Below are 26,933 nucleotides of genomic sequence, written 5' to 3'. Positions count from 1 at the left end.
CCACGAGACATAGCCGCGATTGACTGAGGGCAGTCACCGCATCGCATGGCCGATGCCTTCGCAGCGAAAGGAGCGGCCGATGATCCCCCGACCGCTGAGACATGACGCCCCCTCCCCCGCGCCGATGCGGGCCGAGGACGTCCCGACCCGGATGCGCGCCGCCGTCATCGACTCGACCGGAGCACCGGAGCTCCTCCATGAGACCGAGCTGCCGGTTCCCCAGCCGGTGCTCGGGGAGCTGCTCGTACGCGTGGTCGCCGCCGGAGTGAATCCCATCGACGCGAAGACGCGGGCAGGCCAGGGAGTGAGCGGAGCCATCGCGACCTACCCCGCGGCGCTGGGTTTCGACTTCAGCGGCGTGGTGGTCGCCTCACCGTTCGAAGCGCACCCGTTGCCCGCGGGCACGGAGGTCTTCGGGATGGTCCCCTTCCCACGCACCGGGGGGACCTACGCCGAGTACGTCGTCGTGCCGTCGCAGTCGCTCGCCCGCAAGCCCGCATCGCTCTCGCATGTCGAAGCCGCCGGGATCCCCCTCGCCGCCCTCACCGCCTGGGGCGTCGTCGTGGAGACCGCGCACGCCCACGAGGGCCAGCGCGTGCTGATCCACGCCGGGAGCGGCGGCGTGGGCCACTTCGCGGTGCAGCTCGCCGCGTACTTCGGCGCGCACGTGACGGTCACCTCCTCCGCACGCAACGCCGCGTGGCTTCGGGAACTCGGCGCGTCCGTGGTCATCGACTACGCCACAACGCGGTTCGAGGACGTCGTGGCGGACATGGACGTCGTGATCGACCTCGTCGCCAACACCGAGGACGAGGTCGGAACGCGCTCGCTCGGCGTCATCCGCCCCGGCGGCCTGTACATCATGGTGCCCAGCGGCGGCTGGCCCGGTTTCGCTGAGGCTGCGGCGCAGGCCGGGGTGCGCGCCACCGGCTACAAGGTCATCCCCGACGGGGACGTTCTCGCGACGCTCGCGCGGCTGCTCGACACCGGATCGATCCAGGTCTACATCGACACGGTGTACGAGCTCGCGGATGCGGCGGAAGCGCACCGCGCGCTGGAGCGCGGCCGCACACGGGGAAAGTCGGTGCTGCGCATCACCGAGGCGTGATCCTCAGCGCCCTCGTCGCGGTCTCCGCCACCGCGTCCGCGACCGCATCCAGCAGCGACGACGTCAGGTTCCACTGCTGCCAGTACAGCGGGACGTCGACGGGCGACCCGGGAAGCAGCACGAGCGCGCCGTCGGCGAGGTCCGTCCCGGTCTGGAGATCTGGCAGCATCCCCCATCCGAGACCCCCGCGCACCGCATCGGCGAAGGCGTGCGAGCCGGGCACGAAGCTGCGGGGCGGCGCCGCGGGATCGACACCCCGCTCGCGCAACCACCTGGTCTGCAGTTCGTCGCGGCGGTCGTAATCGACGACCGGTGCGCGCTCCGCCCCCAGACGCTCGATCTCCCGCGCGCGCGCCGGTGTCGCCACGGCCCGGTAGCGCATCGCCCCGAGAGGTCGTACCCGGCATCCGGCCACGGGGTCGGACCGTGACGTGACGGCGGCGACCACGCGCCCCGACGCCAGCAGCTCGGCGGTGAAGTCCTGGTCGTCCCGATGGAGATCGAACACCACGTCGTGCACCGCGGCGACCTGTGACAGGGCGGCGACGAACCAGGTCGACAACGAATCCGCATTGACGGCGAGCGACAGACTGACCGCCGACCGCCCCTCCCCTTCGCCCGGCTCTCCGAGCTCCCGCATCACATCGTGCGAGAGCAGCGCGTACTGCCGAGCCAGACGCACGACACGTTCACCGTCGGCGGTCGCGCGGGCGGGCTTCGACCGCACGAGCAGCACACGGCCCAGCCGCTCCTCGAGCGCACGGATGCGCTGGCTGACCGCCGAGGGGGTGATGTGCAATCGGCGAGCCGCCGCATCCATCGTGCCGGTGTCGACCACCGCCGCGAGCGTCGCCGCGAGGTCAGCCGGGAGATCGATCATGAGCACAGCTTATGACGATGAAGGAATCCGAACTGGTGCTCATGCCCGACCGACCATAGCGTCGGAGCGTGTTCCCCTCGCTCGCCGCGGGCCTCAGCCTCGGCCTCTCGCTCATCGTCGCCATCGGCGCGCAGAACCTGTTCGTCCTGCGCCAGGGCATCCGCCGGGAGCACGTTCTCACGGTCGCGCTCGTCTGCGCCGCCTCGGATGCGGCGCTCATCGCCGTCGGCGTGTCGGGCCTCGGGCTCGTACTCGAGGCCGCCCCGTGGGCGGTGCAGGTCGCGCGATGGGCGGGGGCGGCGTTCCTGCTCGCGTACGCCCTGCTCGCGGCGCGCAGGGCATGGCAAGGCGGCGGCCTGCCCTCCGCCGACGCGACGTCTGCACGAGAGGTGGTGACCACGATGCCGGATGGGGCAGATGAGGCGAGGGAAGGCGGTGCCACCGTGCAGACGTCGCGCGCCGCCCCGCCCGCGGCGACCGCATCCGTCCCGGCGCGCACCTCGCGCACCGCGGCGCTGCTGACGTGCCTGGCGCTGACCTGGCTCAATCCGCACGTGTACCTCGACACGGTCTTCCTGCTCGGATCCGTGGCGAGCACGCACGGCGACACGAGGTGGTGGTTCGCGGCCGGCGCGATGACGGCGAGCCTGGCCTGGTTCTTCTCGCTCGCGTACGGCGCCCGGCTTCTCGGGCGGTTGTTCGACTCCCGGGCGGCATGGCGCATCCTCGACGCGATCATCGCCGTCGTCATGGCCCTCATCGCGCTCAGCCTCGTCCTGGGAGGCTGATGCGGACGCACGCCCGACGCATCCTCCCACCCGCTCGTCGTTCGCGACAGCCCAGAGCGCCGTCGGTGCGTGCACGGCACAATGTGCACATGCGTCATGTCCGAGTGATCGTCAGCGGCGCCGTGCAGGGCGTCGGCTTCCGTTACGCCGCCCACGACGCCGCCGCTCGCCTCGGCGTCGCCGGCTGGGTGCGAAACCGTCGGGACGGCACGGTCGAGGCCGAGCTCCACGGCGAGGAAGGGCGCGTGGACCGGATGATCGACTGGCTTCGCAAAGGACCGACCGCAGCGCATGTCGAGCGCGTGGAGGTCTCGGAGACCACGCCCACCGGACCACTCAGCTTCGACATCCGAGAAGACGCCTGAGCATGCAGGAAGGGCCCCGTCCGAAGACGGGGCCCTTCCTGTGAGACGTGTCTCAGACCAGAGCGTTGACATCCAGCGGGATGCCGGGGCCGAACGTGGTCGACACCGCACCCTTCTGGATGTAACGGCCCTTGGAGCTGGACGGCTTCAGACGGACGATCTCCTCGAGAGCGGCCTTCAGGTTCTCGTCGAGCTGGTCGGCCGAGAACGACGCCTTGCCCACGACGAAGTGCACGTTGGCGTGCTTGTCGACGCGGAACTCGATCTTGCCGCCCTTGATCTCCTCGACGGCCTTGGCCGGGTTCGGGGTGACCGTGCCGGTCTTCGGGTTCGGCATGAGGCCGCGGGGACCGAGGACCTTACCGAGACGACCGACCTGACCCATCAGCTCGGGGGTCGAGACGGCGGCGTCGAACGACGTGTAGCCGCCCGCGACCTTCTCGATCAGCTCTGCGCCGCCGACCTCGTCCGCGCCCGCAGCGAGAGCGGCCTCAGCGGCCGGGCCCGTCGCGAAGACGATGACGCGGGCGGTCTTGCCCGTGCCGTGCGGGAGGATGACGGTGCCGCGCACCATCTGGTCCGCCTTGCGGGGGTCGACCGACAGCTTGAGGGCGACCTCGACGGTGGAGTCGAACTTCTTCGACCCGGTCTCCTTCGCGAGGGTCACGGCCTCGGTCGGGGTGTAGAACTTGTCAGCCTCGATCTTCTCGGCGGCCGCGCGGAATGCCTTGGACTTGGTAGCCATGTTCGTTATCTCCCTCAGTCCTCGACCGTGATGCCCATGGAGCGGGCGGTGCCGGCGATGATCAGCGAGGCAGCCTCGATGTCGTTCGCGTTCAGGTCGGGCATCTTCGTCTCGGCGATCTGGCGCACCTGGTCCTTGGTGAGCTTCGCGACCTTGACGGTGTGGGGGGTCTTCGACCCCTTGGCGACGCCGGCGGCCTTCTTGATGAGCTCCGCGGCGGGCGGGGTCTTCAGGATGAAGGTGAAGCTGCGGTCCTCGTAGACGGTGATCTCCACGGGGATGACGTTGCCGCGCTGCGACTCGGTCGCGGCGTTGTACGCCTTGCAGAACTCCATGATGTTGACGCCATGCTGACCGAGCGCGGGGCCGATCGGCGGCGCCGGGTTGGCTGCACCGGCGTTGATCTGAAGCTTGATCAGGCCGGTCACCTTCTTCTTCGGTGCCATTCTTTTTTCCTTTCATCGAGCGGATGCCGGATGCATCGGCTCTCCCGCATCCCGTCGAGGGAAGCGGTTGTCGCAGCGCGCCGGAGCGGCACGCAAACCACAACACTCTACCGCATCGCCGGGCGCGCCGGATCACGGACGGGCGCGGGAAGACGACCGCCCCGCCGGAGGTTCCGGCGGGGCGGTCGCGCAGGACGGACTACTGCAGCGCGCCGAAGATGCGCGGCGATGTGCGAGCGTGCGTGACCTGCTCGTAGCTGTACGCCAGACCGATCAGCGTGCCCTCGGAGAAGTCACGTCCGAGGAACTCGATGTTCGTCCCGACCGTCTGCCCGCCTTCAGCCGTGCCCGATGCGCTCATCGGCACGGTCACCGCGGGGAGCCCGGTGTTGGGGCTCAGCCGCATGTAGCTGCTGCTGAACGTGCCGTAGGCGCTCGTGCTCGGGTAGATGATCGCGTCGAGGTCGGCATCGTCCATCATCTGCGTGACGAGCGCCTTGCCCGCGGCGATCTGACGCGTGTGCGATCCCTCGGCGCCGGCCCATGCCTCGTACGTCTCGGGGGTGACGGCGTTGCGGGACACGTAGATGCTGCGGTAGCCGGGCACGAAGTTCCCGCTGTCGATGATCGCCTGCAGACTGCGGGCGGTGACGTTCGGGTTCAGGTACGACGCGATGTACTCGTCGAGGTCGTGCTTGAACTCGTTGGTCGAGCCCGAGTTCTCGCCCGTGACGGCGCTGAACTCGGCGGGCGGGGTGATCGTGACGACGGTCGCTCCCTGCGCGGTCAGCAGGTCGCGAGCCGCCGCGAAGCGCGCCGCGGTCTCCCCCGTGCCGCTGAGCGAGCCGATCACGCCGATCCGCGCGCCCTTGAGAGCGCCCGAGTCGAGGAAGGACGCGTACGACTCCGGAACCTTGCCGACCTGGCGCTGGGTGATGGCGTCGTTCTCATCCACGCCGACGACGGCATCGAGGGCCAGCGCCGCATCCGTCACGCTGCGCGCGATCGGACCGCCGGTGTCCTGCGAGAGGGCGAGGGGAATGATGCCGTCGCGGCTCGCGAGGCCCACCGTGGGCCGGATGCCGACGAGCTGGTTGTAGGAGGAAGGCACGCGGATCGAGCCGCCCGTGTCGGTGCCGAAACCGATGCCGGCGAGGTTCGCCGCGATGGCGGCTCCCGTCCCGCCCGACGAGCCACCCGCCGTCTTGGTCGTGTCGTACGGGCTCGCGACGTACAACGAGGAGCCGGCCGGCTGGAAGGCGGAGAACTGCGAGCTGAACCCGTAGGCGAACTCGTCGAGGCTCGCCTTGGCGATGATGACCGCCCCATCGGCACGGAGCCCTTCGACCATGTGGGCGTCGCCGGCGGTCTGGTTGTCGTTCCAGCAACCGCAGCCGCCGGTCGTGACCATGTCCTTCGTGTTGTAGTTGTCCTTGACCGCGACGGGCACGCCCAGCAGCATGCTGGTCATGCCGTGCGCGGCGCGCTCCGCGTCGGCGGCGGCGGCCGCAGCGAGGGCGGTGCTGCTCGTGGTGATGATCGAGTTGAGGGGGCGGGCGGTCGTCGCCGTCGCCCCGGAGGGGGCAGCGGGGTCGACCGGGTACGTGACCACCTTGTCGTCGTAGGCCTCGATGCGGTTCAGGTAGGCCTGGGTGAGCTCCACCGAGGTGATCACGCCGGCGTTCATCGCCGCCTGCATGTCGACGGTGGAGGCCTCGACCAGCTCGAACGGGCCGTCGTCGTAGATCATGCGCTGCGACAGGGCGGCGAGATCCGCGATCGTGATCGCACCGTCCGCGTCGGTATCGATCACGGCGATCTCCGACCACCCGGCGTCAGCGGCCGTGATCCCGAGATGGCGCGCAGCGACGGCGAGGTCGTCGGCGTCGACCTGACGGTCACCGGTGAGATCGAGCTCGGTGTAGTACGGAGCGAGCATCGCGGCGGATGCGGTGGGCTCCGGCTCGGCGAAGGCGGGCGCCACGGCCATGACGGCGGTGACGGTGCCCAGTACCGCCGCGGCGGCGATCGTGCGTGTGGTGCGGGTGGACATGGACGCTCTCCTGGAGGACGCGAAGGTTGCGGGAACGACGGCGGCGCGAGGACTCATCGGGTCACCGCCCGGCGGCGCACGAGCAGCACGACGCCGAAGGCGACGACGGCGAGAGCGGCCGCACCGACGACGAGCCACGGCGCGGCATCGACGCCGGTGGCGGCGAGCGGTCCGCTCGAAGCCGCGGCCGGCACGGCCGCAGGCGTCGAGGTGCTCGGCGACGGCGCGCTCGGCGACGGCGACGGCGACGGCGGGGCAACGACCGCGGTGATGGCGGAGGTGGCGGGTTCGATCGCCGAGACGTCGAGCGAGGCGGTGTCGCGCGCCGCACCGACGAGGTCGGCCGACACGAGCTCGATCACCGCGTCGCCTGCGGCGAGAGCCGTGAAGGTCAAGGTGACGAGGGGCTGCGCCCCGACGAGCCCGGGCGAGGTACCGAGCCGGGTGTGCGTCAGGTAGGCGAGACCGCGGTCGGCGTCCGCCGTCGCGTCGCTGAATCCGCCGCCCGGGAAGGTGGCACCGCCCTCGTCGAACGCGACCAGCTCGGAGTCGTAGCCGAGCGCGAGGTCGTAGGCATAGAGATCCTCGACGTTCGCTGCGGCGATCGTGACGGTGATCGTGTCTCCGACCTCGGCGGCGCCGGTGGCGGTGATCGTGACGTCCGTCACGGCGGGGGCGGCGTGGGCGGCGGGCGCGACGACCAGCGTCGCACCGAGCAGCGCCGCCGCAGCGGCTGTGGCCGCCGCAAGGCGGCGCGGGATGAATCTGGGCATGCGGGAGCGGATCCTTCCTGAGGGCCCGCGACGCGCTCGGGTGCGCTGTCGCGGAGGACGTCTGGTGCTCCTGCAGCGTCACAGGCGCGGATTTCCCGCTCGGGCGCGCGGGTGTTTCCGCCAGGTAAAAGATGTACCGATCGGTTCATCCCAAGGGGCGCCATGCCGGCATGCGCCATGGTCGAACGACGAACGCCCCGCCTGGCTGAGCCGGGCGGGGCGTTCGAGGAGACCTGTGGGTCAGACCATCTTGGAGACCTGGTCGAACGACAGCTCGACCGGCGTCTCGCGCTCGAAGAGCGAGACGAGAACCGTGAGCTTGCCGCTCTCGGGCTTGATCTCGCTGATCGATCCGGGAAGACCCGCGAACGAGCCCTCCTTGATGGTGATCGTCTCGCCGATCTCGTAGTCGACCTCTGCCGCGATGACACGGGCAGCCGCCGGAGCGGAGCTGCCGCCACCGGACTTCGCCGGGGCGACGTCCTTGATCTCGACGAGGCTCTTCAGCATGTTGAACGCCTCTTCGAACCGCAGCGGCGTCGGGTTGTGGGCGTTGCCGACGAACCCGGTGACGCCGGGCGTGTGGCGAACGACCGACCAGGTGTCCTCGTTGAGCTCCATGCGCACGAGCACGTAGCCCGGGATGCGCACGCGGGTGACCATCTTGCGCTGGCCGTTCTTGATCTCGACGACGTCTTCCATCGGCACCTCGACCTGGTAGATGTCGTCCTCGACCTCGAGCGTCGACTTGCGCTGCTCGATGTTGGCCTTCACCTTGCGCTCGAAGCCGGCGTACGAGTGGATGACGTACCACTTGCCCTCGAGCGAGCGCAGCTCCTGACGGAACGCCTCGTAGGGGTCGGCGTCCGCGTCGACCTCTTCCTCGACCTCGTCCACGGCGGCGGCCGCGTCATCGATCTCGGCCACGAACTCGGGGTCGAGCACGGGAGCGTCCGGCTCGCCGTTGATGTCGGGTCCGTCGTAGGGCGTCACTTCGTCGGCCTCCTCGGCTGCGCGCTCTGCTTCTTCTTCGGCGAGCGATTCGGTCAGCACCTCGGCTGCCGCTTCGGCTTCGGCTGCTTCGTCGATCTCCAGGGCGTCGTTCACGATCGCGTCGGCCTCGGGGTCTTCGACGTCGGCATCCGCGTCGTAGCCGGTGTCCGAGTCCTCGTCTTCGTCGTCGCCCTCGATGTGCAGCGCGACGTGCTCGGCGGCCTCGACGGAGCGCTCCTCGGCGGCGAGGGTGTTGCCCTCCTGCGCCTCGTCGTCCTCACTGGACTGCTCGGCGGCGGTCGCCCAATCGGCGTCGTCGGTGTATTTCTCAGACACTTACGTACTCTCTCGTTCTGGTCTGCGGGTGGCGACACCCGCGCCTCGCGATGTCAGGCTCCGGGGATTCCGAAGACGACTGTCGTCAGCCAGACGAACACGACATCGAGTCCGTAGACGACCGCCATCATCACGATGACGAAGCCCAGGACGACGCCGGTGAACTTCACCAGCTCCTTGCGCGTCGGGGTGACGACCTTGCGAAGCTCAGCGAAGACCTGGCGGATGAAGATGACGATGCGCAGGAAGAAGTTGGGCTTCTTCTCGCGCGCGGCACCGCCAGCGGCGACGACCTCGCCCTTCGGCTCGTCCTGGACCATGCACCCACCTGAATCGCTTACGTCGTGCCAGCATGCGCTGGCGCGCAGGGCGGACAGGAATCGAACCTGCAACCTGCGGTTTTGGAGACCGCTGCTCTGCCAATTGAGCTACCGCCCTAGAGACCCGGAGGTCTCGCGCCCGCACTCCTGCCGTGACCTGATCCGAAGGGATGTGTCGTCCCGATGACGGGCACGGCGAAAGAATGCAGACTTCAACTGCACGCACAAGTGTACGGCATGGCACACGAGGGCGCGAACGCGCTCACCCTGGGAGGCACGGCGAGAAGACCGCGATCACCACCGCAGGGCCGTCGGAGGCCAGGGTCACGGTGACCCCGTCCTCCGATATCCAGCCCTGACTCTCCGCGCCGGGATCGGCGTCGGCGAGAGGTCGCCACACCTCGGGATCCAGGCTTTCGCCGAGGTCGTCTCGCACACCGTCCGCCTCGGAGACGTCGGCGGCGACCGCCAGGACTCCCGTCGCCGTCAGCACGACCTGCTCGGTGTCGGCGGGCCGGGAACATGCCTGTGTACGCGGCGCGGCGGTCTCGAGCGTGCGCAGCACCTGGGGATCCACCGCCGACGCCTGAGCGACGAGATCGTCGAACACCTCGTTCATCCGGCGATCCGCCGCATCCGCATCCACCGACGAGCACGCGGTCAGCACGAGCACGGCCAGTAGAGGGACGGCGGCGAGGCCCGAGCGCGCCCTCACGGTCGCACCACCTCGAGCACCTCGTAGTCCGAGGCCACGGGCTCCGTCACCTGGACGCCGAGCGACGCGAGATGATCCAGCAGCCAGCCGTCGTACCAGCCCTCGATGTCGCAGGGCGAGGAGGTGTCGACGTAATCGGATGCCGGGATGCCGTAGACGTACACGGCCCGACAGCTCGCGTCGGCCTCCAGCTCGGGGCCGTACTGGTCGTCGGTGACGCCGGCCCGGTCGGCTGCGAGGAAGGCCGGATAGTAGTTCTGGTACTGGTACCAGTGCATGGCCTCGTGCACGAACACAGGCCACACGGACGACTCCATGCCCGGATCCCACGCGAGGAACAGCCAGCTGGGATACCGGGTGGAATAGCAGCCGCCGACGACGATCTCGTACCCGGTGCGTTCGGAGAGGTGGTAGCCGCAGTTGTCGTCCCCGGCATCGAACGCGACCTGAACACGGTCCGCGCCGATCGAGGAGAGGAAGGCGCTCCCGTCCGGGTCCGGCCCGGGTATGGCACTGCCGCCGGGGTTCGGCACGGCCAGCAGCGGCGAGTCGGTCCTCGTCTTCCACTCCTCGACCTGCGCGTGCTCGTCGTCCCAGGCGCGACGATCGCTCTCATAGTCGGTCGTCGCCTGCTGGGTGGCGGTCACCTTGTCGGAGGCAGCGGCGAACGCGTCGGCGATCGTCGACTGCTGCTCGGGGCTCATCACCCGCGACGCGAGCACCCGCTCCCGCTGCTGCCAGATGAGCCAGGCGCCGCCCGTGCCGGCGGCGAGCAGGAGAAGGAGGACGAGGCTCAGCGAGAGTCCGATGATCCAGCCCGCGCCGCGACGGCGCGGTGCGGCGGGAGGAACGGCCGGCGGGAGGACGGGCGGCGATCCGGCCGCCGACGGGGCCGGGTCCACCGTCACGCCATCGCCCCCTCGGCGGGATCGGCCGCTCGCCGTTCGAAGGCGCGTCCGGTGGTGACCGACGGCGTGATGCGCACCAGGACGTCCTTGACGGTGGGCGCCCACGGCGCCGAGGCGAGGGCTTCGAGCGCCGCGATCTCGTCGGAGTGGTCGACGGCCGCCGCGGTCCCGCGCACGACGACGCTCCACGCATCGCGCGCACTGTGGTCGTCGACCTCGAACAGCACCTCGTCACGGGCGGTGAGCTCGAGCAGCTTCGTGCCCGGCGCGGTGCGGAAGAGGATGCTGCGCCCGTCGAGCGCGTAGCCGACAGGGAACACGTCGATGCGGTCCCCGATCCTGGTGACCAGCCGACCGACTTCCTGCGAGGCGAGCAGGCGCCACATCGCCTCCTCGTCCAGCACCCGAACCCCGTCCGCCTGCGTCGTGTCGCTCATGAGCCCATCCTGGCCCAACCGGACCGCGCACGCACGGGATCGTTCTCTCCCCAGGCGCTCCGGTGCGCTCGCGCTCGCGGAGTACGCTGAATCGGTCGCCGCCCACCACCCGATGGGCGGCGCTGCGACGAGGTTCGAGGAGCGACGGTGAACGAGGTGCCGGCCCCCCAGCAGTTCCAGGTGGATCTTCGCGGGGTGATCGACCTGCTCAGCCGGCACATCTACTCGAGCCCGCGCGTCTTCCTCCGCGAGCTCCTGCAGAACGCGGTCGACGCGATCGCCGCGCGTCGCGCGCTCGATGGCGGCGGCGGCCGCATCCGCATCACACCCGCAGGGCTGGAAGCACCCGAGTTCATCATCCGCGACGACGGCATCGGCCTCACCGAGAGCGAGGTCGCCGACCTCCTGGCGACGGTGGGGCGCAGCTCCAAGCGCGACATCTTCGACCTTCCCCGCAGCGACTTCCTCGGTCAGTTCGGGATCGGGATGCTGTCGTGCTTCATGGTGTGCGACACCATCGTGATCCGCTCGCGGAGCGCCGCCGGAGGACCAGCGGTCGAGTGGGTCGGGCGCTCGGACGGGACCTTCGCCGTGCAGCCCTTCGACGGCGAGATGCCGGTCGGGACGAGCGTGCACCTGACCCCCCGCAGCGACAGCGCGGCCCTGCTCACGGGCTCCACGGTGCGAGAGCTCGCCGAGACGTTCGGCCGCTACCTGCCGGTCTCGGTCGTGGTGGACCTGCCCGGCGGCGGCGAGATCACCGTGACCGAGCCCGCACCCTTCCTCGACGGCGACCTCGAGGCGCGACTGGCATACGGCCGCGAGCTCATCGGCGTCGAACCGCTGGATGCGATCGAGCTGACGGTCGCTGCCACCCAGACCCGCGGCGTCGCCTACGTGCTGCCGTTCGCGCCGCCGCCCTCGGCGCGCCAGAGCACACGCGTGTACCTGCGCCGGATGCTCTTGGCCGAGCGCGCCGACGATCTGCTCCCCGACTGGGCGTTCTTCGCGCGCGCGGTCATCGACTCGGGCGGGCTGCATCCGACCGCCAGCCGGGAAGCGCTCGTCGACGACGACGCGCTCGAACAGACCCGCGGCGAGATCGGCGATGCGATCCGGCGCTGGATCCTGGAGCTGGCGTTGCGCGAGCCGGCAAGGCTCGCCCAGTTCGTCGCCGTCCACGAGGTCGCCCTGAAGTCCCTGGTTCGCCACGACGACGAGCTCGCACGCTTCATCGTGCGCTGGCTCTCGGTGGAGACGACCGCGGGGCGCGTGCGGATCGAGGAGCTCGTGCGCCGCTCGTCCGAGGTGCGCTACGCCGAGACCGTCGACGAGTTCCGTCAGTTGGCAAGCATCGTGCGGCCGGGAACGCTCCTGGTCGACGGCGGCTATCTCTACGACGCCGAGCTCATCCGCCTCCTGCCCGAGATCTTCCCCGAGGTCACCGTGGAGCGCGTCGAGGTCGGCGCCGAGATGGACCGGCTCGAGCTGCCGCCGCTCGACGACCGCAACGCCGCCCTCGACCTCGAGCGACGCGCTCGCGCTGCCCTCGGCGACATCGACGTCTCGGTGCGATCGTTCGAGCGCCGGGAGCTGCCGGGCCTGTTCGTCGCGGATCCGCAGGTGCTCCGGGCTCTCGATCGCGGACGCGCCCGCGGCGCCGCCGGCGCACTGTGGTCGGGAGTCCTCGACCGCGCGGGCAAGGTCGTCTCCGGAGCAGACGCGGATGCGGCACCGCCCGCCGCCAGACTGTGCCTGAACTGGGCAAACCAGACCGTCCGCGCCCTCGCCGCGGCCGGCGACACAGCGGTCTTCGACAGCGGCATCCGTCTGCTGCACGTGCAGTCGCTGCTGGCCGGCCACCACCCGCTCAGCCCGCGCGATCGCGCCGTGATGAGCACCTCGCTCACAGAGCTGCTCGAGCGAGCACTCGCCGCCACCCCCGACCCGGAAGGAGCATCATGACCGGTTACGCGACCCGCATCCGATCGCTGTTCGACGAGATCGATCGCACACCCTGGGGGCCCGCCGAGAGGGCATTGGTCGCCCAGGCGGTGGCGCTGGCGCAGGAGAGCGGTGACGAGCGCCTCGAGTACGAGGCGCGGATGCGCCAGACCGCCAGCGCCAACATGGGCGGCGACACAGACCTGATGCTCACCTCGTTCGCGTGGTGCCTGGGCCAGCACGACGCCGACCCCGAGCGCTTCCCCGCAGAGCTGGAGCCCGCGGGTGACCTCATGTGGCACTACAAATGGATGGCGGGCGCCCTCCGGGGCTCGCCGGAGTTCTCATCCGAGCAGATCACGGCCGTGCTCGATGACATGCAGGCCCACTACGAGCGCGCCGGTCACGGCATGAGCGGCGTGCTGATGGCGCGCTTCGAGGACGCGTGGTCGGCGGGACGCATCGACGAGGCCGCCGAACTGCGACGCCGGCTCGAGGCCACCCCTCGCGACGAGTACAGCCACTGCGACGCCTGCACACGCAGCCAGTTCGCCGGGTTCTTCGCGGAGACCGGCGACGAGGCGGAGGCGATCCGCCTCGTGGAGGAGCTCGTCGAGGGCGGCTTCACCTGCGGCGAGGAGCCCGAGCACGCCCTGGCACGCTCCCTCCTGCCCTACCTGCACGCGAGACGTCCGGATGAGGCACGGGCCGCGCACCTGCGCAGCTATCGCCTGGCGAAGGACAACGCCGACAACCTCTCGATCATCGCGAAGAACATCGTCTTCTGCGCCGTCACGGGCAACGAGGCACGCGCGCTCGCACTCGTCGAGCGGCATCTGCCGTGGCTCACCCACGACGGCCTGAACGCCGGTGCGCATCTCGAGGCCCTCGCGGCCTTCGCCGTCGCGTTGGATGCGGTCGCTGCCGCGGGTCACCCCGATGCGGCGGTGCGCGGCTCCGACGCCGAGGCGCTCGTCCCCCTGATCGGCGCCCACGAGGGCGCCTGGCCGGCGGCCGAGCTCGCCGCGCGCATGTGGGCCGCCGCCGAGAACATCGCCCAGGCCTTCGACGCTCGGAACGCGACCGACGCGCAGACCGCATGGCTCGCCGGACAGCGCGCGGTCGGCGCCGAGCGCTACGAGGTGCCGGTCAGCTCCCACGACTTCGCTGCGCGGTCCGCCGCTCCCGCTCCCCGCACCCCCGCGGAGCGCGTCGAGCGGGCACTGGCGCTGCACCAGCTGGGATCGATCGCCTCCCTCGAGGCGATCCGCGAGGCGCTGGGCGACGCCGACGTGGAGCAGCGGGTTTCGCTCACGCACGGGCTGCTCGCCGTGCTCGTCGCGCTCGGTCGACTCGACGAGGCGCAGGCCGCGCTGCCGGCAAGACTCGCCGCCCTCCGCGCGGCGGGGCGCGTCGCACAGGCGCAGCTGGAGGAGGAGCTGGGGCTCCTGCTCTACGGCGCCGAGGCCGAGGACGCACCCCAGATCCTGCGGCGCGCGCTCGCGGAGCGCCACGACGCTCCCGCCGAGGTGCGCGCGGACCTGCTCGCCACGCTCGCCTTCCTCCGGCTCAAGGATCAGACGGCCACCGAGCCCGACGACCGTCGCCGCACCGCGGAGATGTTCGCCGAGGCGGCGGGGCTGTTCGCCGAGGCCGGCGAGGCAGGCCCCTCGCATTCGCAGCGCTGGATGCAGGCGGACATGACGGCCGCGGCCGGCGACCTGCCCGAGGCCGTCGCCCTGCTGGAGGCCCTCCTCGCGGAGGACGAGCTCAGCGAGGCACGTCGCGCGCGGGCACTGCTGTTGCGCGCCCGCACCCGCGGCGGGCTGGCCGAGTACGCCGCCGGCGCGGCCGACGCCGACGAGGCCACGCGGATCCACCTCTTGGCGGGAGCCGACGACCGGCTGGTGAGCGATGTCTTCTTCCTCGCGGGCGCGCTGCACGAGGATGCGGGCGCCATGGTCGAGGCTGTCTCCCGCTACCGGGTGGCCACCGAGCGCCGGGAGGCCACGGGCGCCCCGGCGACGGATCTGCGCTTCCGGCTCGGCCGCGCCCTGTTGGGCGCCGGCCTCAGCGAGGAGGCCATCGAGGTGCTCGATCAGGTGCTGCAGGAGGAGACGGCCGCGGAAGAGCCCGCCGGCTCGCGTGCGATCACCGTCGGGCTGCTGACTCGTGCGTTCGAGCAGGCGGGACAGTTCGGCAACGCGCTGGGCGGCTGGGAGTTCGTCGCGCAGCTGCACGAGGAGGCGGATGAGCCTGCTGCGCGTGCGTACGCCCTCAAGGAGCACGGACGGCTGCTCGGTCGCTTCGGAGAGATCGACGACGCGATCGACTCTTTGACGCAGGCCGTGGAGATCGTGCGCGGGGACGACGAGCAGGTGGGCCTGCTGGCCGACGGCCTCCACACGCTCGCGCAGGCACACCAGCAGCGCGGCGACCTCGAGAAGGTGTTCGCCCTGCTGGACGAGGCGGTCGAGCTCGGCCGCGCGAACGACGCAGCGTGGTTCGTGGCCGACGTGCTCGACACGCGCGCACGCGCTCTCGCCGCCGCTGAGCGCACGGACGAGGCCGTAGCCACCGCCCTGCAGGCGGCCGACGGCTTCGTCCAGGCTGGTGACGCGACCTCCGCCGGCCGTTCCGAGTTCGTCGCCGCGCGCATCCTGATGGGCGCGGCGCGCCCCTCGGATGCGGTTGCTCTCTACCGCGCGGCGCTCGAGCACGCCGGTGACGACGAGGCACTGCGCCAGACCGCTGCGCTCGAGCTCGGTGACGTGCTGGAGAGCCTCGGCCGGCCCGCCGAGGCGGCCGAGGTCCGCGCGACGCTTCCGGCATGACGAGGGCGGGGGCGAGATCCTCGCCCCCGCCCTCGTTGCGGCTCAATCGGCGATGCGGATGAGCTTCTTGTTGACGAACTCGTCCGCCGCCAGCAGACCCATCTCGCGGCCGGTACCGGACCGCTTGACGCCGCCGAACGGCAGCTCGGGGGAATCGGCCAGCACGCAGTTGACGTAGACCATGCCGGCCTCGATCCGATCCGCCACACGCTCCGCCTGCGCGGGGTCCGTCGTGTAGACGTAGGAGCCGAGCCCGAAGCTCGTGTCGTTCGCGACGCGCACGGCGTCCTCCTCGCCCGAGACGCGGTAGACGACGCCGGCGGGACCGAAGAGCTCCTCGCGGTAGACGTCCATCTCCGGCGTGACGTCCGTGAGCACGGTGGGCGCGTAGAACGCGCCGTCACGGGTGCCGCCGGTCACCAGGCGAGCGCCCTGCGCGACGGCGGTGTCGACCTGCGCCTCGAGCCGCTCGGCGGCCGCGAGAGAGGAGAGAGGACCGAGCAGGGTCTCCTCGGCGAAGGGATCGCCCACGGGCGTCTCCGCCATCGCGGCGGTGAACTTCTCGAGGAAGGCGTCGTACAGCTCGTCGACCACGATGAAGCGCTTGGGCGCGTTGCAGGACTGTCCGTTGTTGTCCATGCGCGCTTCGACGGCTGCGGCGACCGTGGCATCCAGATCCGGGGTGGAGAGCACGATGAACGGGTCCGATCCGCCGAGCTCCAGCGCGACCTTCTTGAGGTTGCGACCGGCGATCTCCGCGACGGCGGCGCCGGCCCGCTCCGAGCCTGTGACCGACACCCCCTGCACCCGCGGGTCGGCGATGATCGCGGCCGCCTGCTCGTTGCTCGCGTAGAGGTTCAGGTACGCGCCTTCCGGCAGACCCGCATCCCGGTAGATCGCCTCGATCGCCGCGGACGACTCCGGGCACTGCGGCGCATGCTTGAGCAGGATGGTGTTTCCCAGCACCAGGTTCGGAGCCGCGAAGCGGGCGACCTGGTAGTAGGGGAAGTTCCACGGCATGATGCCCAGCAGCACCCCGAGCGACGTCGGGCGGATCACGGCCGAGCCCTCCCCGAGGATGTCGATCGGACGGTCCGACGTGATCTGCTCCGCGTGGTCGGCATAGAACTCGGTGATGTCGGCGGCGAAGTCGACCTCGCCCAGAGCCGCAGCGAGGGGCTTGCCCATCTCGCGCACGGCGATGGCCGCGAGCTCCTCGCGACGCTCCCGGTGCAGCTCGGCGGCGCGCCGCACGAGAGCGGCGCGCTCGGCGACCGGCATCCCGCGCCAGCGGCGGTAGGCGCGCTCGGACTGGGCGAGCTTCTGCTCGAGTTCGGCATCGCTGAGGGCGGGGTAGGTGGCCAGCTGCTCACCGGTGGCCGGGTTCACGACCGCGTATTCGCTGCTCATTCGTCCTCCTTGGTTGTGGTCTCAGTCTTCTGCCGTCACCGCCGGCGGCGGCGCAGGCTCTCGGGCGCGTCCAGGCTGAGGGTGCGCCCGCGGAAGAAGTCGGGACGCTTGACCGCCTGCCAGATCATGATCACGACGCCCAGGAGGATGACGGTCACCCCCAGCACGAACACGAGTCCGAGGCCGAAGACCTGTGAGCCCGAGCCGTAGTCGGGGTCCATCGAGTCGACCAGCGTCGTCACGAACAGCACCGCGAGGATGGCCCCGCCCACGAGCGGGAAGAGGAACGTGAACACGAAGGCGCGCACCGAGTCGAACCACTGCTTGCGGAAGTACCAGACGCAGGCGAAGGCCGTCAGACCGTAGTAGAAGCAGATCATCATGCCGAGGGCGGTGATGGTGTCCCACAGCACGTTCTCGCTGACGAAGCGCATGACGGCGTAGAACACCGACGCCACGACGGAGGCGATGATCGTCGCGAACCCCGGGGTGAAGAAGCGCGGGCTCACCTTCGCGAAGCGCTCCGGCAGCGCGCCGTAGTGCCCCATGGCCAGCAACGTGCGCGCCGGTGACACGAACGTCGACTGCAGCGACGAGGCGGAACTGGTGAGCACCGCGAGCGACACGAGGGCCGCGAGCGGACCGAGCACCGGACCCGACAGGTGGAAGAACACGTTGTCCTGGATGTCGGGGTTGCCGAGTCCGAACTCCCCCGTGCCGACACCGGCGAACATGATGAGCGAGACGGCGAGAAGCAGGTAGAGCGCCACGATCACGAGCACCGTGATGGTCGCCGCCCGCCCCGGCGTCTTGTCGGGGTCCTTCGTCTCCTCGTTCATGGTCAGGGTGACGTCCCACCCCCAGAAGATGAAGATCGACAGGGAGAGACCTGCGGCGAAGGAGCTGAACGACGAGACGGCGAACGGGTCGAACCACGACCAGTCGAACGGCGTCGCATCGAACCCGTTGCCGTTCACCGTCTCGATGATCGCGGCGACCGCGAAGACGACCAGCACGACGACCTGGAATCCGACCAGCACGTACTGCAGCTTCTGCGTCGTCTGCATGTCGCGGTACGAGACGAAGGTCGCCGCCGCCATGAACGCGAGGCACACGAGGACGTTCACCCCCGGTTGCGCCGCGATGTCGGCGATCGACGGATTCTGGCTGATCTGGGCGATCAGCAGGAACAGGAAGTCGACGGCGATTCCGGCGAGATTGGAGAGCACGAGGATGGTGGCGGCCACCAGTCCCCACCCGGCCATCCAGCCGATCCACGGACCGAACGCGCGCGTGGCCCACGTGAACGACGTGCCGGAGTCGGGCATACGCCGGTTCAGCTCGCGGTAGCCGAACGCCACCAGCAGCATCGGGATGAAGCCGACCAGGATGATCGCCGGCACCTGCACGCCCACCGCCGAGACCGTCGGTCCCAGCGCCGCGGTCAGGGTGTAGGCGGGCGCGATGCAGGAGATACCGATGACGACGGCGCCGATCAGGCCCACCGTTCCCGCGGAGAGCCCCTTCTTGGAGAGTCCGCCGGTCTCGGCGGCGACGGCCTGTGATTCGGGTGCGCTCATCATCGAGCCCCTTCTGCGTTGCGGGTGCGTGGCACCACGATCATGGGAACGGGCAGCACGTGCAGCATCTTCGCCGCCGTCGAGCCCAGGAACAGCCGCCGCGGCTGCGCCAGCCGGCTCGATCCGACCATGGCGATCTCACCGGGGAGCCATTCGATCTGCGACACCGCATCCTCGATGTCCGCGCCCTGTGCACTGACGACGTCGGCCACGGATCCTTCGCCGAGCGACGCGCGCGCCTGGGCGAGCACCGTCTCGGCGTGCGTCGCCTCGGTGAGTCGGATGACGCCGGTGTCGACTCCCGCCGGCAGATCGACCGTCGCGAGCGACAGCAGCCGCAGGGGCGCACCCGACGCGGTGGCAAGACCCGCCGCCTCGGCCAGGAGCACGTCGCCGCCCGGTCGGGTACCGATCGCGGCGGTGACCCGCTCGACGCCCACGGATGCGGCGACCTCGCGGGCGCCCTCCGGAGCGAGCACGACCGGGACGTCGGAGGAGTGCATGAGCTCGTTGGCGACGGTGCCGAGACGGTGGCGTCCGCGGAGCCCGCCGTTCGCGGCGCCCACCACGATCATGCCGGCGCCGAACTCGGCAGCGGCGGCGATGAGGCCCTCGGCGAACGACTCGCCGTAGCGGACGTGACGACCGTGGGCGACGGTGTCCTTGAGCGTCTCCGAGGCCCGGGCCAGCCACTCCCGTGCCCGCTCCCTGACGAGCCGGTCGTACCCCGCGTCCGGCGGCGTGATGACCGACCGCTCCCCCGGCAGGACCATCACGATCTCCAGGACCGACCCGGTCGCCACCGCGAGCCGTGCCCCCAACGCGAGCGCGTCGGCGCCTGCATCCGTCGCGGTGTAGCCGACCACCACCGGCGCGGCCATCAGCGCAGCTCCTCGAGGATCTCGGATGCGGCGCGGTGCCCCATCCGGATCGCGCCGTCGACGTGCTGGTACCCGGCGCCCGCCATGTCGCTGCAGGCCAGGTGGATGGGACCGACCGCCGTGCGCAGGTCGGCGCCGTAGCGGTGGAGCCCGCCCAGGTCGAAGCTCGCCGCGTACGCGCCGCGGGTCCACTCCTCACTTCCCCAGTCGCTCTCGTAGTAGACGATCGGGTTCTTGGCCTCAGGGCCGTAGTAGTGCGAGAGCGATTCCAGGATGCGCTCCTTGCGCTCGGCGGCGTCGAGGCGGAAGAGGTCGTCGGCGTTGCGGTCGGAGACGAATCCGACCAGCGTGCCGCGCTCGTCGCCGTGGTTCGTGTTGTCGTACGCCTCGTGCGAGAGCTCGTACGGGCTGAACGCCGTGCCCGACAGGCCCTGCTCCCGCCAGAACGGACGGTCGTAGACGGCGTGCACCTTGATGACGAAGCCCATCGAGATGTGCTGGTGCATCTGCTGCTGCAGGCGCGGCAGCGGCGGCACGAAGGAGATGCGCGGGTACAGCACGGGCGCGAGGGCGAGGATGGCGCGGCGCGCGCGGACCGTGACGGATGCGGCCTCGGCCACGACCCCCCGTCCTCGTCCCAGGTGAGCGAGCGCACCGGCTGGTCCAGCAGCACGTCCTCGCCCAGGCGCTCCGCGAGCAGCAGCGGCACCTGCTGGAGTCCGCCCACGACGCGCTTGTCGAGGATGAAGTCCGCGTCGACGAGGTGCGAGTAGCTGCCGGCGCTGGCCGCCATGAGCAGCGACTGCAGCAGAGAGAAGGCGTGCGTCGGCTTGGTGAGCATCGCCGAGCCGGTGGCGAAGGCCAGGTTGCGCACGGCCTCGTCGTCGTCCGTCTGCGAACGCAGCCACCCGTCCCATGAGATGGTGTCCCACTCGGCGGCTTTCGGGTGCTCCCACGGACGGTCGGGGTCGATCTCGGCGACCATCGCATCGAGCTCGGCGGTGATGCGTTCGATCTCGGCCGCCGTGTCGGGGGCCACCGGGAAGACATCTCCCGTGAAGCGGGAGACCGTGCCGTCGGGGCCGACGTAGACACTGTCTCCCTCGCGGTAGCGCGAGAAGGTGGAGAGCCCGAGCTCTGCGACCGTGTCGATGAGCGCCTGCTGATCCGGCGACACCCACTGGCCGCCGATCTCGAGCATCGCGCCCTCGATCGTGTCGGTCCACAGGCGCCCGCCGACGCGATCGCGCGCCTCGAGCACGGCGACCGACAGACCGGCCTTGCGGAGGTCGTTCGCGGCGGTCAGCCCGGCGGCTCCCGCTCCGATGACGACGACGTCCCTGATGATCTCGGTGGTGCTCATCTCACTCCTTCGTGGTGCTCGGGTGTTACGTCTCAGACGGCGGCGAGGGATGCGGCGAGGACGTCGAGTCCCTCGCCGAGAAGGTCGTCGCCGATCGAGAGGGGCGGCAGGAATCGGATCACGTTGCCGTAGGTGCCGCAGGTCAGCAGGATCACTCCCTCAGCGATGGCAGCCTTCGCGACTGCGGCGGCGAGGGATGCGTCCGGAGCCCCCGTCGCCGGGTCGACGAACTCGGCCGCCACCATCGCGCCCCGGCCGCGGACGTCGCCGACGCGCGGGTCGGCCTGCTGGAGCGCCTCGAGGCGGGCGGTGAGGATCGCACCGATCTCGCGGGCACGCTCGACCAGCCCCTCGTGCTCGTACGCGTCGATCGCCGCGAGCGCCGCGGCGCAGGCGATCGGGTTGCCGCCGTAGGTGCCGCCGAGCCCGCCGGCGTGCGAGGCGTCCATGATCTCCGCCCGGCCGGTGACGGCGGCGAGCGGCAGTCCGCCCGCGAGGCCCTTGGCGGTCGTGACCAGGTCGGGCACGATGCCGAACCCGTCGCTCGCGAACATCTCGCCGGTGCGGGCGAAGCCCGTCTGCACCTCGTCCGCGATGAAGACGACGTCGTTCGCGCGGCACCAGTCCACGAGAGCTCGGAGGAAACCGTCGGCAGGAACGATGAAGCCGCCCTCGCCCTGGATGGGTTCGATGACGAGCGCCGCGAGGTTGTCCGCGCCGATCTGCTTCTCGATCATCGAGATCGCGCGCGCGGCCGCATCCGCTCCGCCGAGGCCGTCGCGGAAGGGGTACGAGAGAGGGGCGCGGTAGATCTCGCCGGCGAAGGGACCGAAGCCGCTCTTGTACGGCATCGCCTTCGCGGTGAGGGCCATCGTGAGGTTCGTGCGGCCGTGGTAGCCGTGATCGAAGGCGACGATCGCGGGCTTGCCGGTGTACTTGCGGGCGATCTTGACGGCGTTCTCCACGGCCTCGGCACCGGAGTTGAACAGCGCGGTGCGCTTCTCGTGCTCACCCGGGGTGAGCCGGTTCAGGGCCTCCGCGACCGCGACGTACGAGTCGTACGGCGAGATCATGAAGCAGGTGTGCGTGAACTGGGCCGCCTGTGCCTGCACGGCGGCCACGACGCCGGGGTGCGCGTTGCCGACGGAGGTGACCGCGATGCCGGAGCCGAGGTCGATGAGCGAGTTCCCGTCGGCATCGACGACCACACCGCCGCCCGCGGCCACCGCGTGGATGGGCACCGTGTGACCGACGCCGGCGGGAACCGCCGCGGCCTTGCGCGCCAGCAGCTCCTGCGAGCGCGGGCCGGGGATGGCGGTGACGAGGCGCCGCTCCTGCGGCAGCGAGGGTCCGCCCAGGGGCGCAGTGGTGACGTCGGCGATGCTCATGGCCGCGAGCGTAGGGCGAACGCGGAGCGCGCTGCACTCGCCTGAACGTACACGCACGCCGATGGGATGCGCCACGATGTACAACATGAGTACGTCTCTCGGGGACAGCCCGACCCTCGGCTCCCTTCTCGCCCGGCGGGACCTCGACCTGCGTGCGGCGGGAGAGCTCGACGCCGCCACGCGGGCGGCGCGCGTACAGGGCGTCCACAGCTCGGACCTCGCCGATCCGACGCCGTTCCTGGCGGAGGGGCTCGTGCTGCTCACGACCGGCACGCAGTTCCTCGGCTCCGACGACGATTCACCCGACTTCGACGCCTACGTCGCAAGACTCCGAGGACGCGGCATCACCGCCCTCGGCTTCGGGACCGAGGTGGTGCGCGAGGGCATCCCCCGCGGATTGGATGCGGCATGCCGCGCCCACGGGCTGCCGCTGTTCGAGGTGCCCTACCGCACCCCGTTCATCGCCGTCGCCCGCGCGAACGCTCAGGCCATCGCGGCCGAGGAGTACGCGAGGCGCAGTTGGGCGCTCGCCGCCGGGCGCGCGCTCTCGCTGGCGGCGCTGCGTGCGGATGGGCTCGCGGCGACCCTGGACGAGCTCGCGAGACAGCTGAGCGGCTGGGTCGGCATGTTCGATGCCGCCGGAGCCCTGACCCACGAGCATCCGGCGGCGTCTCTGGATGCGGCCACGCGTGACGACCTGCGCGACGAGGTGTCAGCGCTGCTGCGCCGCGGGGCACGGGCGGGATCCTCGCTGCACATCGGCTCCACCGGGTTCCACGTGCAGACCCTCGGCCGCGGCGGACGTCTGCGCGGCGCGATCGCCGTGTCGGCCGAGGTGTTCGACCGCGAGGCGCGCGGAGTCGTCACGACGGCCGTCGCGATGGCGGGGCTCGCGCTCGAGCAGCGACAGGCCCTCGCCCAGGCCACCGCCGTGCTTCGAGCGGGCCTCGCGGAGGCTCTGCTGGCCGGCGACAGCACGCTCGTGCGGCGCGTGTCGAAGCCGCTGTGGGGCTCGCTCGCCGCGGGGGCGATCACGATCGGTCTGACGGATGCCGAGGCCGCCCGGCGCGAGGACGTCCTCCAATGGCTGGAGAGCGCTGTCGCCGCCCGCGGCGGCTCGTTGTTCTTCGGCCGGATCGAGGACGGACTGCTGCTGGCGGCGCCCGTGGGAGACGGGGTGTTCGCCGAGCTCGCCGCGAAGCTCGGCCTGCGCATGGGCGTCTCCGCTCCCGCGACGCTCGATACGGCTCCCGTCGGGCTCTCGCAGGCGCGGGTGGCCCGGGAGCGGGCTTCGGCGGGATCGATCGCGGCGTTCGCGGAGGTGCGCGGGGGCCTGCTCTCCGTTCTCGACGACGAGCGCGTCGGCGCGATCGCCCGCGCGGAGCTGGAGCCGCTGCTGCGCCACGACGCCGAGCACGCGACCGCCCTCGTGACCACCCTCGACGCCTGGCTCGCGGCGGACACCGCTCATGAAGCCGCCGCCAGGGCACTCGGTGTGCATCGACACACCGTGCGGGCCCGTCTCGCGCTCACCGAGCGCGTGCTCGGTGTGGACCTGTCCTCCTTCGCCGTACGCGCCCAGCTCTGGCTCGCGCTGCGCGCACTGGACTGACCGGCCGCATCCGGGCGAGACGTCAGTCGCAGCCGCAGCTGGCGCGCAAGACGAGTGCCGGGGCGAACACGGCGTCGAAGGGCGAACCGTCCTCGGGGAGCGGGCCTGCCGTCCCCGCGAGGATGCGGGCCGCAGCTCTGCCCATCGCCTCCATCGGCTGACGCACCGTGGTGAGAGCCGGCGTGCTCAGCCGCCCGGCGAGGATGCCGTCGAACCCGGTCACGAGCACGTCGTCGGGCACACGGAACCCCAGCTCGTGCACGACATCCATGGCGGCCAGCGCGTTCTGGTCCGTGGAGCACACGAGTGCCCGCGGCATCCGGCCGGCTGCGGCGAGCGCGTGGAGGTGCTCGGCCATCCGGTCGGGTCCGCGCACCGTGGCATCGACCGGTTCGTCCTCCGGGGCGAGCCCCGCCTCCAGAAGGCTGGCCCGGTACTGGGCGAAGCGCTCCTGACCGTCCCAGGAGTCCAGTCGTCCGACGAACGCGAACGAGCGGACGCCGTGCTCCACGATCAGATGCGTCATCATCTCGCGCATCCCGTGCATGTTGTCGATGCGCACCCGGTGGTGCCCGTCCGCCGCGGGCGCCGCGGAGAAGAGGACGATCGGGATGGACGAGGAGAAGCGCGACAGGACGGCCGCAGACCCCTCGGACGGGAAGATCGCGAGCCCGTCCACGCGCCCCGCCGTGTCCGCGACCGAGACGTCGCTGTCCGAGCCGCTGCTGAGCATGACGGGCCTGCCCATCACCCAGCACTCCAGGGCGAATCCGCGCTGGACCTCGTCGACGTAGAGCGGGAACGCCCTCGGGTCGGCCAGGAGTTCGTCGTCGGTCTCGGCCCACGGGATGATGCGCGGCCCCTCGAGATCGGGGCTGTGCAGGTCGCGTAACGCCCGCACCCGCGCCTCCGGCTCGTGGGCGCGCTCGAGCATCAGGTCGAACGCGTGCAGACCCAGGATGCCGGTGCGCCCGCGCGCGAGCCCTCGCGCCGACGCGCTCGGCGCGTAGCCGAGCCGCCTCGCGGCCTCCAGCACGCGCTCGCGCGTCGCCTCGCTGAGCTGCTCGGGGCGGCGGAACGCGAACGAGACGGAGGCGATGGACACGCCCGCTTCCTGAGCGACGTCGTAGACGGTCGTGCGGCGCGTCCGCGGGCGTTCACTCACGCGTGCAACATCCTTCCCTCAGGCGGCCCCTGCGGTGCGCTACGCGAGTCGCAACCCGTGACGCACCGGGAACAGCGGATCCCCCGTATCCGACGGTACATCCTCCCTCGACGCGCGCACGGCGGCCATCGAACGCGGCAGCTCGACGGGCAGCCGCCCCTCGGGCCGCACGCGACCGGTCAAGGCGTCGATCACCGCGCGCGGAGAGCTGCCGTAGTCGACGACGATCGCCGCCGCATCCGCCACGAGCGGGGTCAGGATCGCGGGGCGGTCGATCGTGACCACCAGCACCAACGGGCACTTCCGTCCGATCTGCTGGAGGCGGTAGACGAGCCCGGGCGGGAAGTCGAGCGAGCCCTGGTGGAACCACGCCTCGAGGAACAGGTCGTCGCGGGCATCGAACGGAGCCTTGATCCGCACGATCGCCAGGTCGGCGGATGCGGGATCGTCGACCGTCGTTCCGAGCTCGGCGACGTCCTCGTCGGCGAACCCTTCGACATACAGCGCTGCCGCCTTCGTCAGCGGAAGGGTCGCCCCCTCGGGGCCCTCGCGGTTGAGCAGGACGGTCAGCGAGCGCGCCTGGGCGCGCTCCCCGGCGGCGCGGAAGTCGGCGTTGCCCACGATCCGCTCTGCCGCGTCCACGTCGACGTAGGGGTCGTCGAACAGGCCGAGGGCGAACTTGACCCGCAGCAGCCGGCGCGCCGACTCGTCGATGCGCTCCTCGCTCACGCGACCCGAGCGCACGAGCTCCAGCAGCAGTTCGACGCACTCCTCGCCGCCGAACTGGTCGGCGCCCGCATCCAGGATCTTGGCCATGCGCTCGATCGGGGTGAGCGTCTCGACCCCCCACGCGCGCGCCGGGAGTACCTGGTCGCCGACGTGGTTGTCGTTCACGAGCTCCCAGTCGGTGACGACGACGCCGTCGTAGCCGAGCTCGCCGCGCAGCAGGTCGGTCACGATCTGCCGGTTGTAACCGAACCCGACCTCCTCGATCGGCTCACCGCCGCGCTCGAGGCCCACGGGCATCCCGTAGTACGGCATCATCCCTGCCGTCCCGCGTCGGATGGCCTCGCGGAACGGCTCGAGGTGGTACTCGAACATGCCGCCGGGGTAGACCTGCTCCCGACCGTACGGGAAATGGGCGTCCTCGCCGTCCTTCTGCGGACCGCCGCCCGGGAAGTGCTTCGTCGTGCAGGCGACGCTGTCCGGCCCCAGCCGATCGCCCTGGAACCCCTGCAGATAGGCGGCGGTGAACTCGGCCACGCGCTGCGCATCCTGACCCAGCGTCTGCGCCTGACGCCCCCAGCGCGGTTCCGTCGCGAGATCGATCTGCGGGTGCAGCGCGGCGCGGATGCCGACGGCCACGTACTCCTGCCGCGCGATGTCGGCGAAGGCGCGCACGGTTTCCACGTCGTCGATGGCGGCCAGACCGAGCCCCTCCGGCCACTGCGAGAACGGGCCGGCCGAGAAGGCGACCCCCGTGTTCTCGACGAAGGCGTGGCGCGGATCGGTGCTGATGGTCACCGGGATGCCGTGCGGTGTCGTCTCCGCGAGGGCTTGGAGGGCGTTGTTCCAGGTGGCCGCCTGCCGCGCGGTGCGGATGGCGTGCACGTTGAAGTGGTTCATGTGCTTGCCGCGCACCACGGTCGTCGTGGGCGACTTCGAGATGCGTCCGGGGTGCTCGAGGAGCGCGCCGTCCTCGCCGACCTCGATGACCGTCTGGAACATGAGCCCGCACTTCTCCTCGAGACTCAGCCGACCCAGCAGGTCGTCCGTGCGCTCCTCGGGCGACAGGCGCGGATCCTCGTACGGATCCATCACGCCGTTGCCGTTCAGGTCGCGGTAGCGGGTGCCGTCGGGGGCGGTCGAGAAGGTCGCGGACATGGGGG

General features: G+C 70.8%; 22 protein-coding genes, 1 tRNA gene and 1 pseudogene. 6 read left to right on the top strand and 18 right to left on the bottom strand.

Annotated features, from left to right (window positions below; all coding sequences use genetic code 11):
* Positions 1–79: 79 nt before the first annotated feature.
* Positions 80–1,108: an NADP-dependent oxidoreductase gene (locus QE374_RS12815; RefSeq protein ID WP_309735440.1), complete on the top strand. Its 1,029-nt coding sequence runs from the start codon at positions 80–82 to the stop codon at positions 1,106–1,108.
* Here the strand turns inward: QE374_RS12815 and QE374_RS12810 are convergent.
* A complete protein-coding gene (locus QE374_RS12810; protein ID WP_309735438.1) occupies positions 1,095–1,988 on the bottom strand; it encodes a LysR family transcriptional regulator ArgP in 894 nt (297 codons plus the stop codon). The genes QE374_RS12815 and QE374_RS12810 overlap by 14 nt on opposite strands.
* A gap of 68 nt (positions 1,989–2,056) precedes the next feature.
* Between QE374_RS12810 and QE374_RS12805 the strand changes: the two genes are divergently transcribed.
* Together QE374_RS12805 and QE374_RS12800 are read left to right on the top strand one after the other, a co-directional pair.
* A complete protein-coding gene (locus QE374_RS12805; RefSeq protein ID WP_309735437.1) occupies positions 2,057–2,776 on the top strand; it encodes a LysE/ArgO family amino acid transporter in 720 nt (239 codons plus the stop codon).
* 89 nt (positions 2,777–2,865) lie between these two features.
* Positions 2,866–3,141 (top strand): acylphosphatase, encoded by a 276-nt coding sequence (locus QE374_RS12800; protein ID WP_309735435.1) that lies wholly within the window; start codon positions 2,866–2,868, stop codon positions 3,139–3,141.
* A gap of 52 nt (positions 3,142–3,193) precedes the next feature.
* On the opposite strand, the gene rplA is transcribed toward QE374_RS12800, so the two are convergent.
* From rplA to QE374_RS12750, 10 genes are all read right to left on the bottom strand, one after another.
* On the bottom strand, positions 3,194–3,886 hold the full coding sequence (rplA, locus tag QE374_RS12795) for a 50S ribosomal protein L1 (RefSeq protein ID WP_137417827.1): 693 nt from the start codon (positions 3,884–3,886) through the stop codon (positions 3,194–3,196).
* Between the two features lie 14 nt (positions 3,887–3,900).
* On the bottom strand, positions 3,901–4,332 hold the full coding sequence (gene rplK / locus QE374_RS12790; protein ID WP_137417828.1) for a 50S ribosomal protein L11: 432 nt from the start codon (positions 4,330–4,332) through the stop codon (positions 3,901–3,903).
* A 199-nt stretch (positions 4,333–4,531) separates the two neighbouring features.
* The gene (locus QE374_RS12785; protein ID WP_309735428.1) at positions 4,532–6,385 is read right to left on the bottom strand and encodes an amidase family protein; all 1,854 of its coding nucleotides are present in this window, start codon (positions 6,383–6,385) and stop codon (positions 4,532–4,534) included.
* Positions 6,386–6,438: 53 nt separating this feature from the next.
* On the bottom strand, positions 6,439–7,158 hold the full coding sequence (locus tag QE374_RS12780; protein WP_309735426.1) for a cohesin domain-containing protein: 720 nt from the start codon (positions 7,156–7,158) through the stop codon (positions 6,439–6,441).
* Between the two features lie 240 nt (positions 7,159–7,398).
* Complete coding sequence (gene nusG / locus QE374_RS12775) at positions 7,399–8,487, bottom strand: transcription termination/antitermination protein NusG (protein ID WP_307323147.1); 1,089 nt, start codon at positions 8,485–8,487, stop codon at positions 7,399–7,401.
* Positions 8,488–8,540: 53 nt separating this feature from the next.
* Positions 8,541–8,807, bottom strand: coding sequence for a preprotein translocase subunit SecE (gene secE / locus QE374_RS12770; protein ID WP_307323145.1), 267 nt, complete (start codon positions 8,805–8,807; stop codon positions 8,541–8,543).
* 45 nt (positions 8,808–8,852) lie between these two features.
* Positions 8,853–8,925: transfer RNA gene (locus QE374_RS12765), tRNA-Trp, on the bottom strand.
* Positions 8,926–9,069: 144 nt separating this feature from the next.
* Complete coding sequence (locus tag QE374_RS12760; RefSeq protein ID WP_309735421.1) at positions 9,070–9,522, bottom strand: hypothetical protein; 453 nt, start codon at positions 9,520–9,522, stop codon at positions 9,070–9,072.
* Positions 9,519–10,430: a hypothetical protein gene (locus QE374_RS12755; protein ID WP_309735419.1), complete on the bottom strand. Its 912-nt coding sequence runs from the start codon at positions 10,428–10,430 to the stop codon at positions 9,519–9,521. The genes QE374_RS12760 and QE374_RS12755 overlap by 4 nt, the downstream gene beginning before the upstream one ends.
* Complete coding sequence (locus QE374_RS12750) at positions 10,427–10,867, bottom strand: pyridoxamine 5'-phosphate oxidase family protein (RefSeq protein ID WP_309735417.1); 441 nt, start codon at positions 10,865–10,867, stop codon at positions 10,427–10,429. Before QE374_RS12750 ends, QE374_RS12755 begins: the two co-directional genes overlap by 4 nt.
* A gap of 147 nt (positions 10,868–11,014) precedes the next feature.
* On the opposite strand from QE374_RS12750, the gene QE374_RS12745 reads away from it, so the two are divergent.
* Together QE374_RS12745 and QE374_RS12740 are read left to right on the top strand one after the other, a co-directional pair.
* Positions 11,015–12,832: an HSP90 family protein gene (locus QE374_RS12745; RefSeq protein WP_309735416.1), complete on the top strand. Its 1,818-nt coding sequence runs from the start codon at positions 11,015–11,017 to the stop codon at positions 12,830–12,832.
* Positions 12,829–15,645, top strand: a complete 2,817-nt coding sequence (locus tag QE374_RS12740; protein WP_309735415.1) for a hypothetical protein — start codon at positions 12,829–12,831, stop codon at positions 15,643–15,645. Before QE374_RS12745 ends, QE374_RS12740 begins: the two co-directional genes overlap by 4 nt.
* A 42-nt stretch (positions 15,646–15,687) precedes the next feature.
* Here the strand turns inward: QE374_RS12740 and QE374_RS12735 are convergent, their stop codons facing one another.
* The 5 genes and pseudogenes from QE374_RS12735 to gabT form a co-directional block, all read right to left on the bottom strand.
* Positions 15,688–17,055 (bottom strand): NAD-dependent succinate-semialdehyde dehydrogenase, encoded by a 1,368-nt coding sequence (locus tag QE374_RS12735; RefSeq protein ID WP_309735413.1) that lies wholly within the window; start codon positions 17,053–17,055, stop codon positions 15,688–15,690.
* 35 nt (positions 17,056–17,090) lie between these two features.
* Positions 17,091–18,638, bottom strand: a complete 1,548-nt coding sequence (locus QE374_RS12730; protein WP_309735411.1) for an APC family permease — start codon at positions 18,636–18,638, stop codon at positions 17,091–17,093.
* Positions 18,635–19,516 (bottom strand): universal stress protein, encoded by an 882-nt coding sequence (locus tag QE374_RS12725; RefSeq protein ID WP_309735409.1) that lies wholly within the window; start codon positions 19,514–19,516, stop codon positions 18,635–18,637. The genes QE374_RS12730 and QE374_RS12725 overlap by 4 nt, the downstream gene beginning before the upstream one ends.
* Positions 19,516–20,879 (bottom strand): annotated as a pseudogene (locus QE374_RS12720) (flavin monoamine oxidase family protein). The gene QE374_RS12725 and the pseudogene QE374_RS12720 overlap by 1 nt, the downstream one beginning before the upstream one ends.
* A 32-nt stretch (positions 20,880–20,911) precedes the next feature.
* A complete protein-coding gene (gene gabT / locus QE374_RS12715) occupies positions 20,912–22,267 on the bottom strand; it encodes a 4-aminobutyrate--2-oxoglutarate transaminase (RefSeq protein WP_309735407.1) in 1,356 nt (451 codons plus the stop codon).
* An 85-nt stretch (positions 22,268–22,352) separates the two neighbouring features.
* Between gabT and QE374_RS12710 the strand changes: the two genes are divergently transcribed.
* Entirely contained in the window at positions 22,353–23,879 is a 1,527-nt protein-coding gene (locus tag QE374_RS12710) for a PucR family transcriptional regulator (RefSeq protein ID WP_309735405.1), read from the top strand.
* A gap of 22 nt (positions 23,880–23,901) precedes the next feature.
* Here QE374_RS12710 and QE374_RS12705 read toward each other — a convergent pair whose 3' ends face one another.
* Together QE374_RS12705 and QE374_RS12700 are read right to left on the bottom strand one after the other, a co-directional pair.
* Positions 23,902–25,044, bottom strand: coding sequence for a LacI family DNA-binding transcriptional regulator (locus QE374_RS12705; RefSeq protein WP_309735403.1), 1,143 nt, complete (start codon positions 25,042–25,044; stop codon positions 23,902–23,904).
* Positions 25,045–25,083: 39 nt separating this feature from the next.
* Positions 25,084–26,928, bottom strand: a complete 1,845-nt coding sequence (locus QE374_RS12700; protein ID WP_309735401.1) for a glycoside hydrolase family 3 N-terminal domain-containing protein — start codon at positions 26,926–26,928, stop codon at positions 25,084–25,086.
* Between the last annotated feature and the right edge of the window lie 5 nt (positions 26,929–26,933).

Source organism: Microbacterium sp. SORGH_AS_0428 (genome assembly GCF_031453615.1).
Taxonomy (GTDB): domain Bacteria; phylum Actinomycetota; class Actinomycetes; order Actinomycetales; family Microbacteriaceae; genus Microbacterium.
This window is presented reverse-complemented; position numbering and strand designations above follow the sequence as displayed.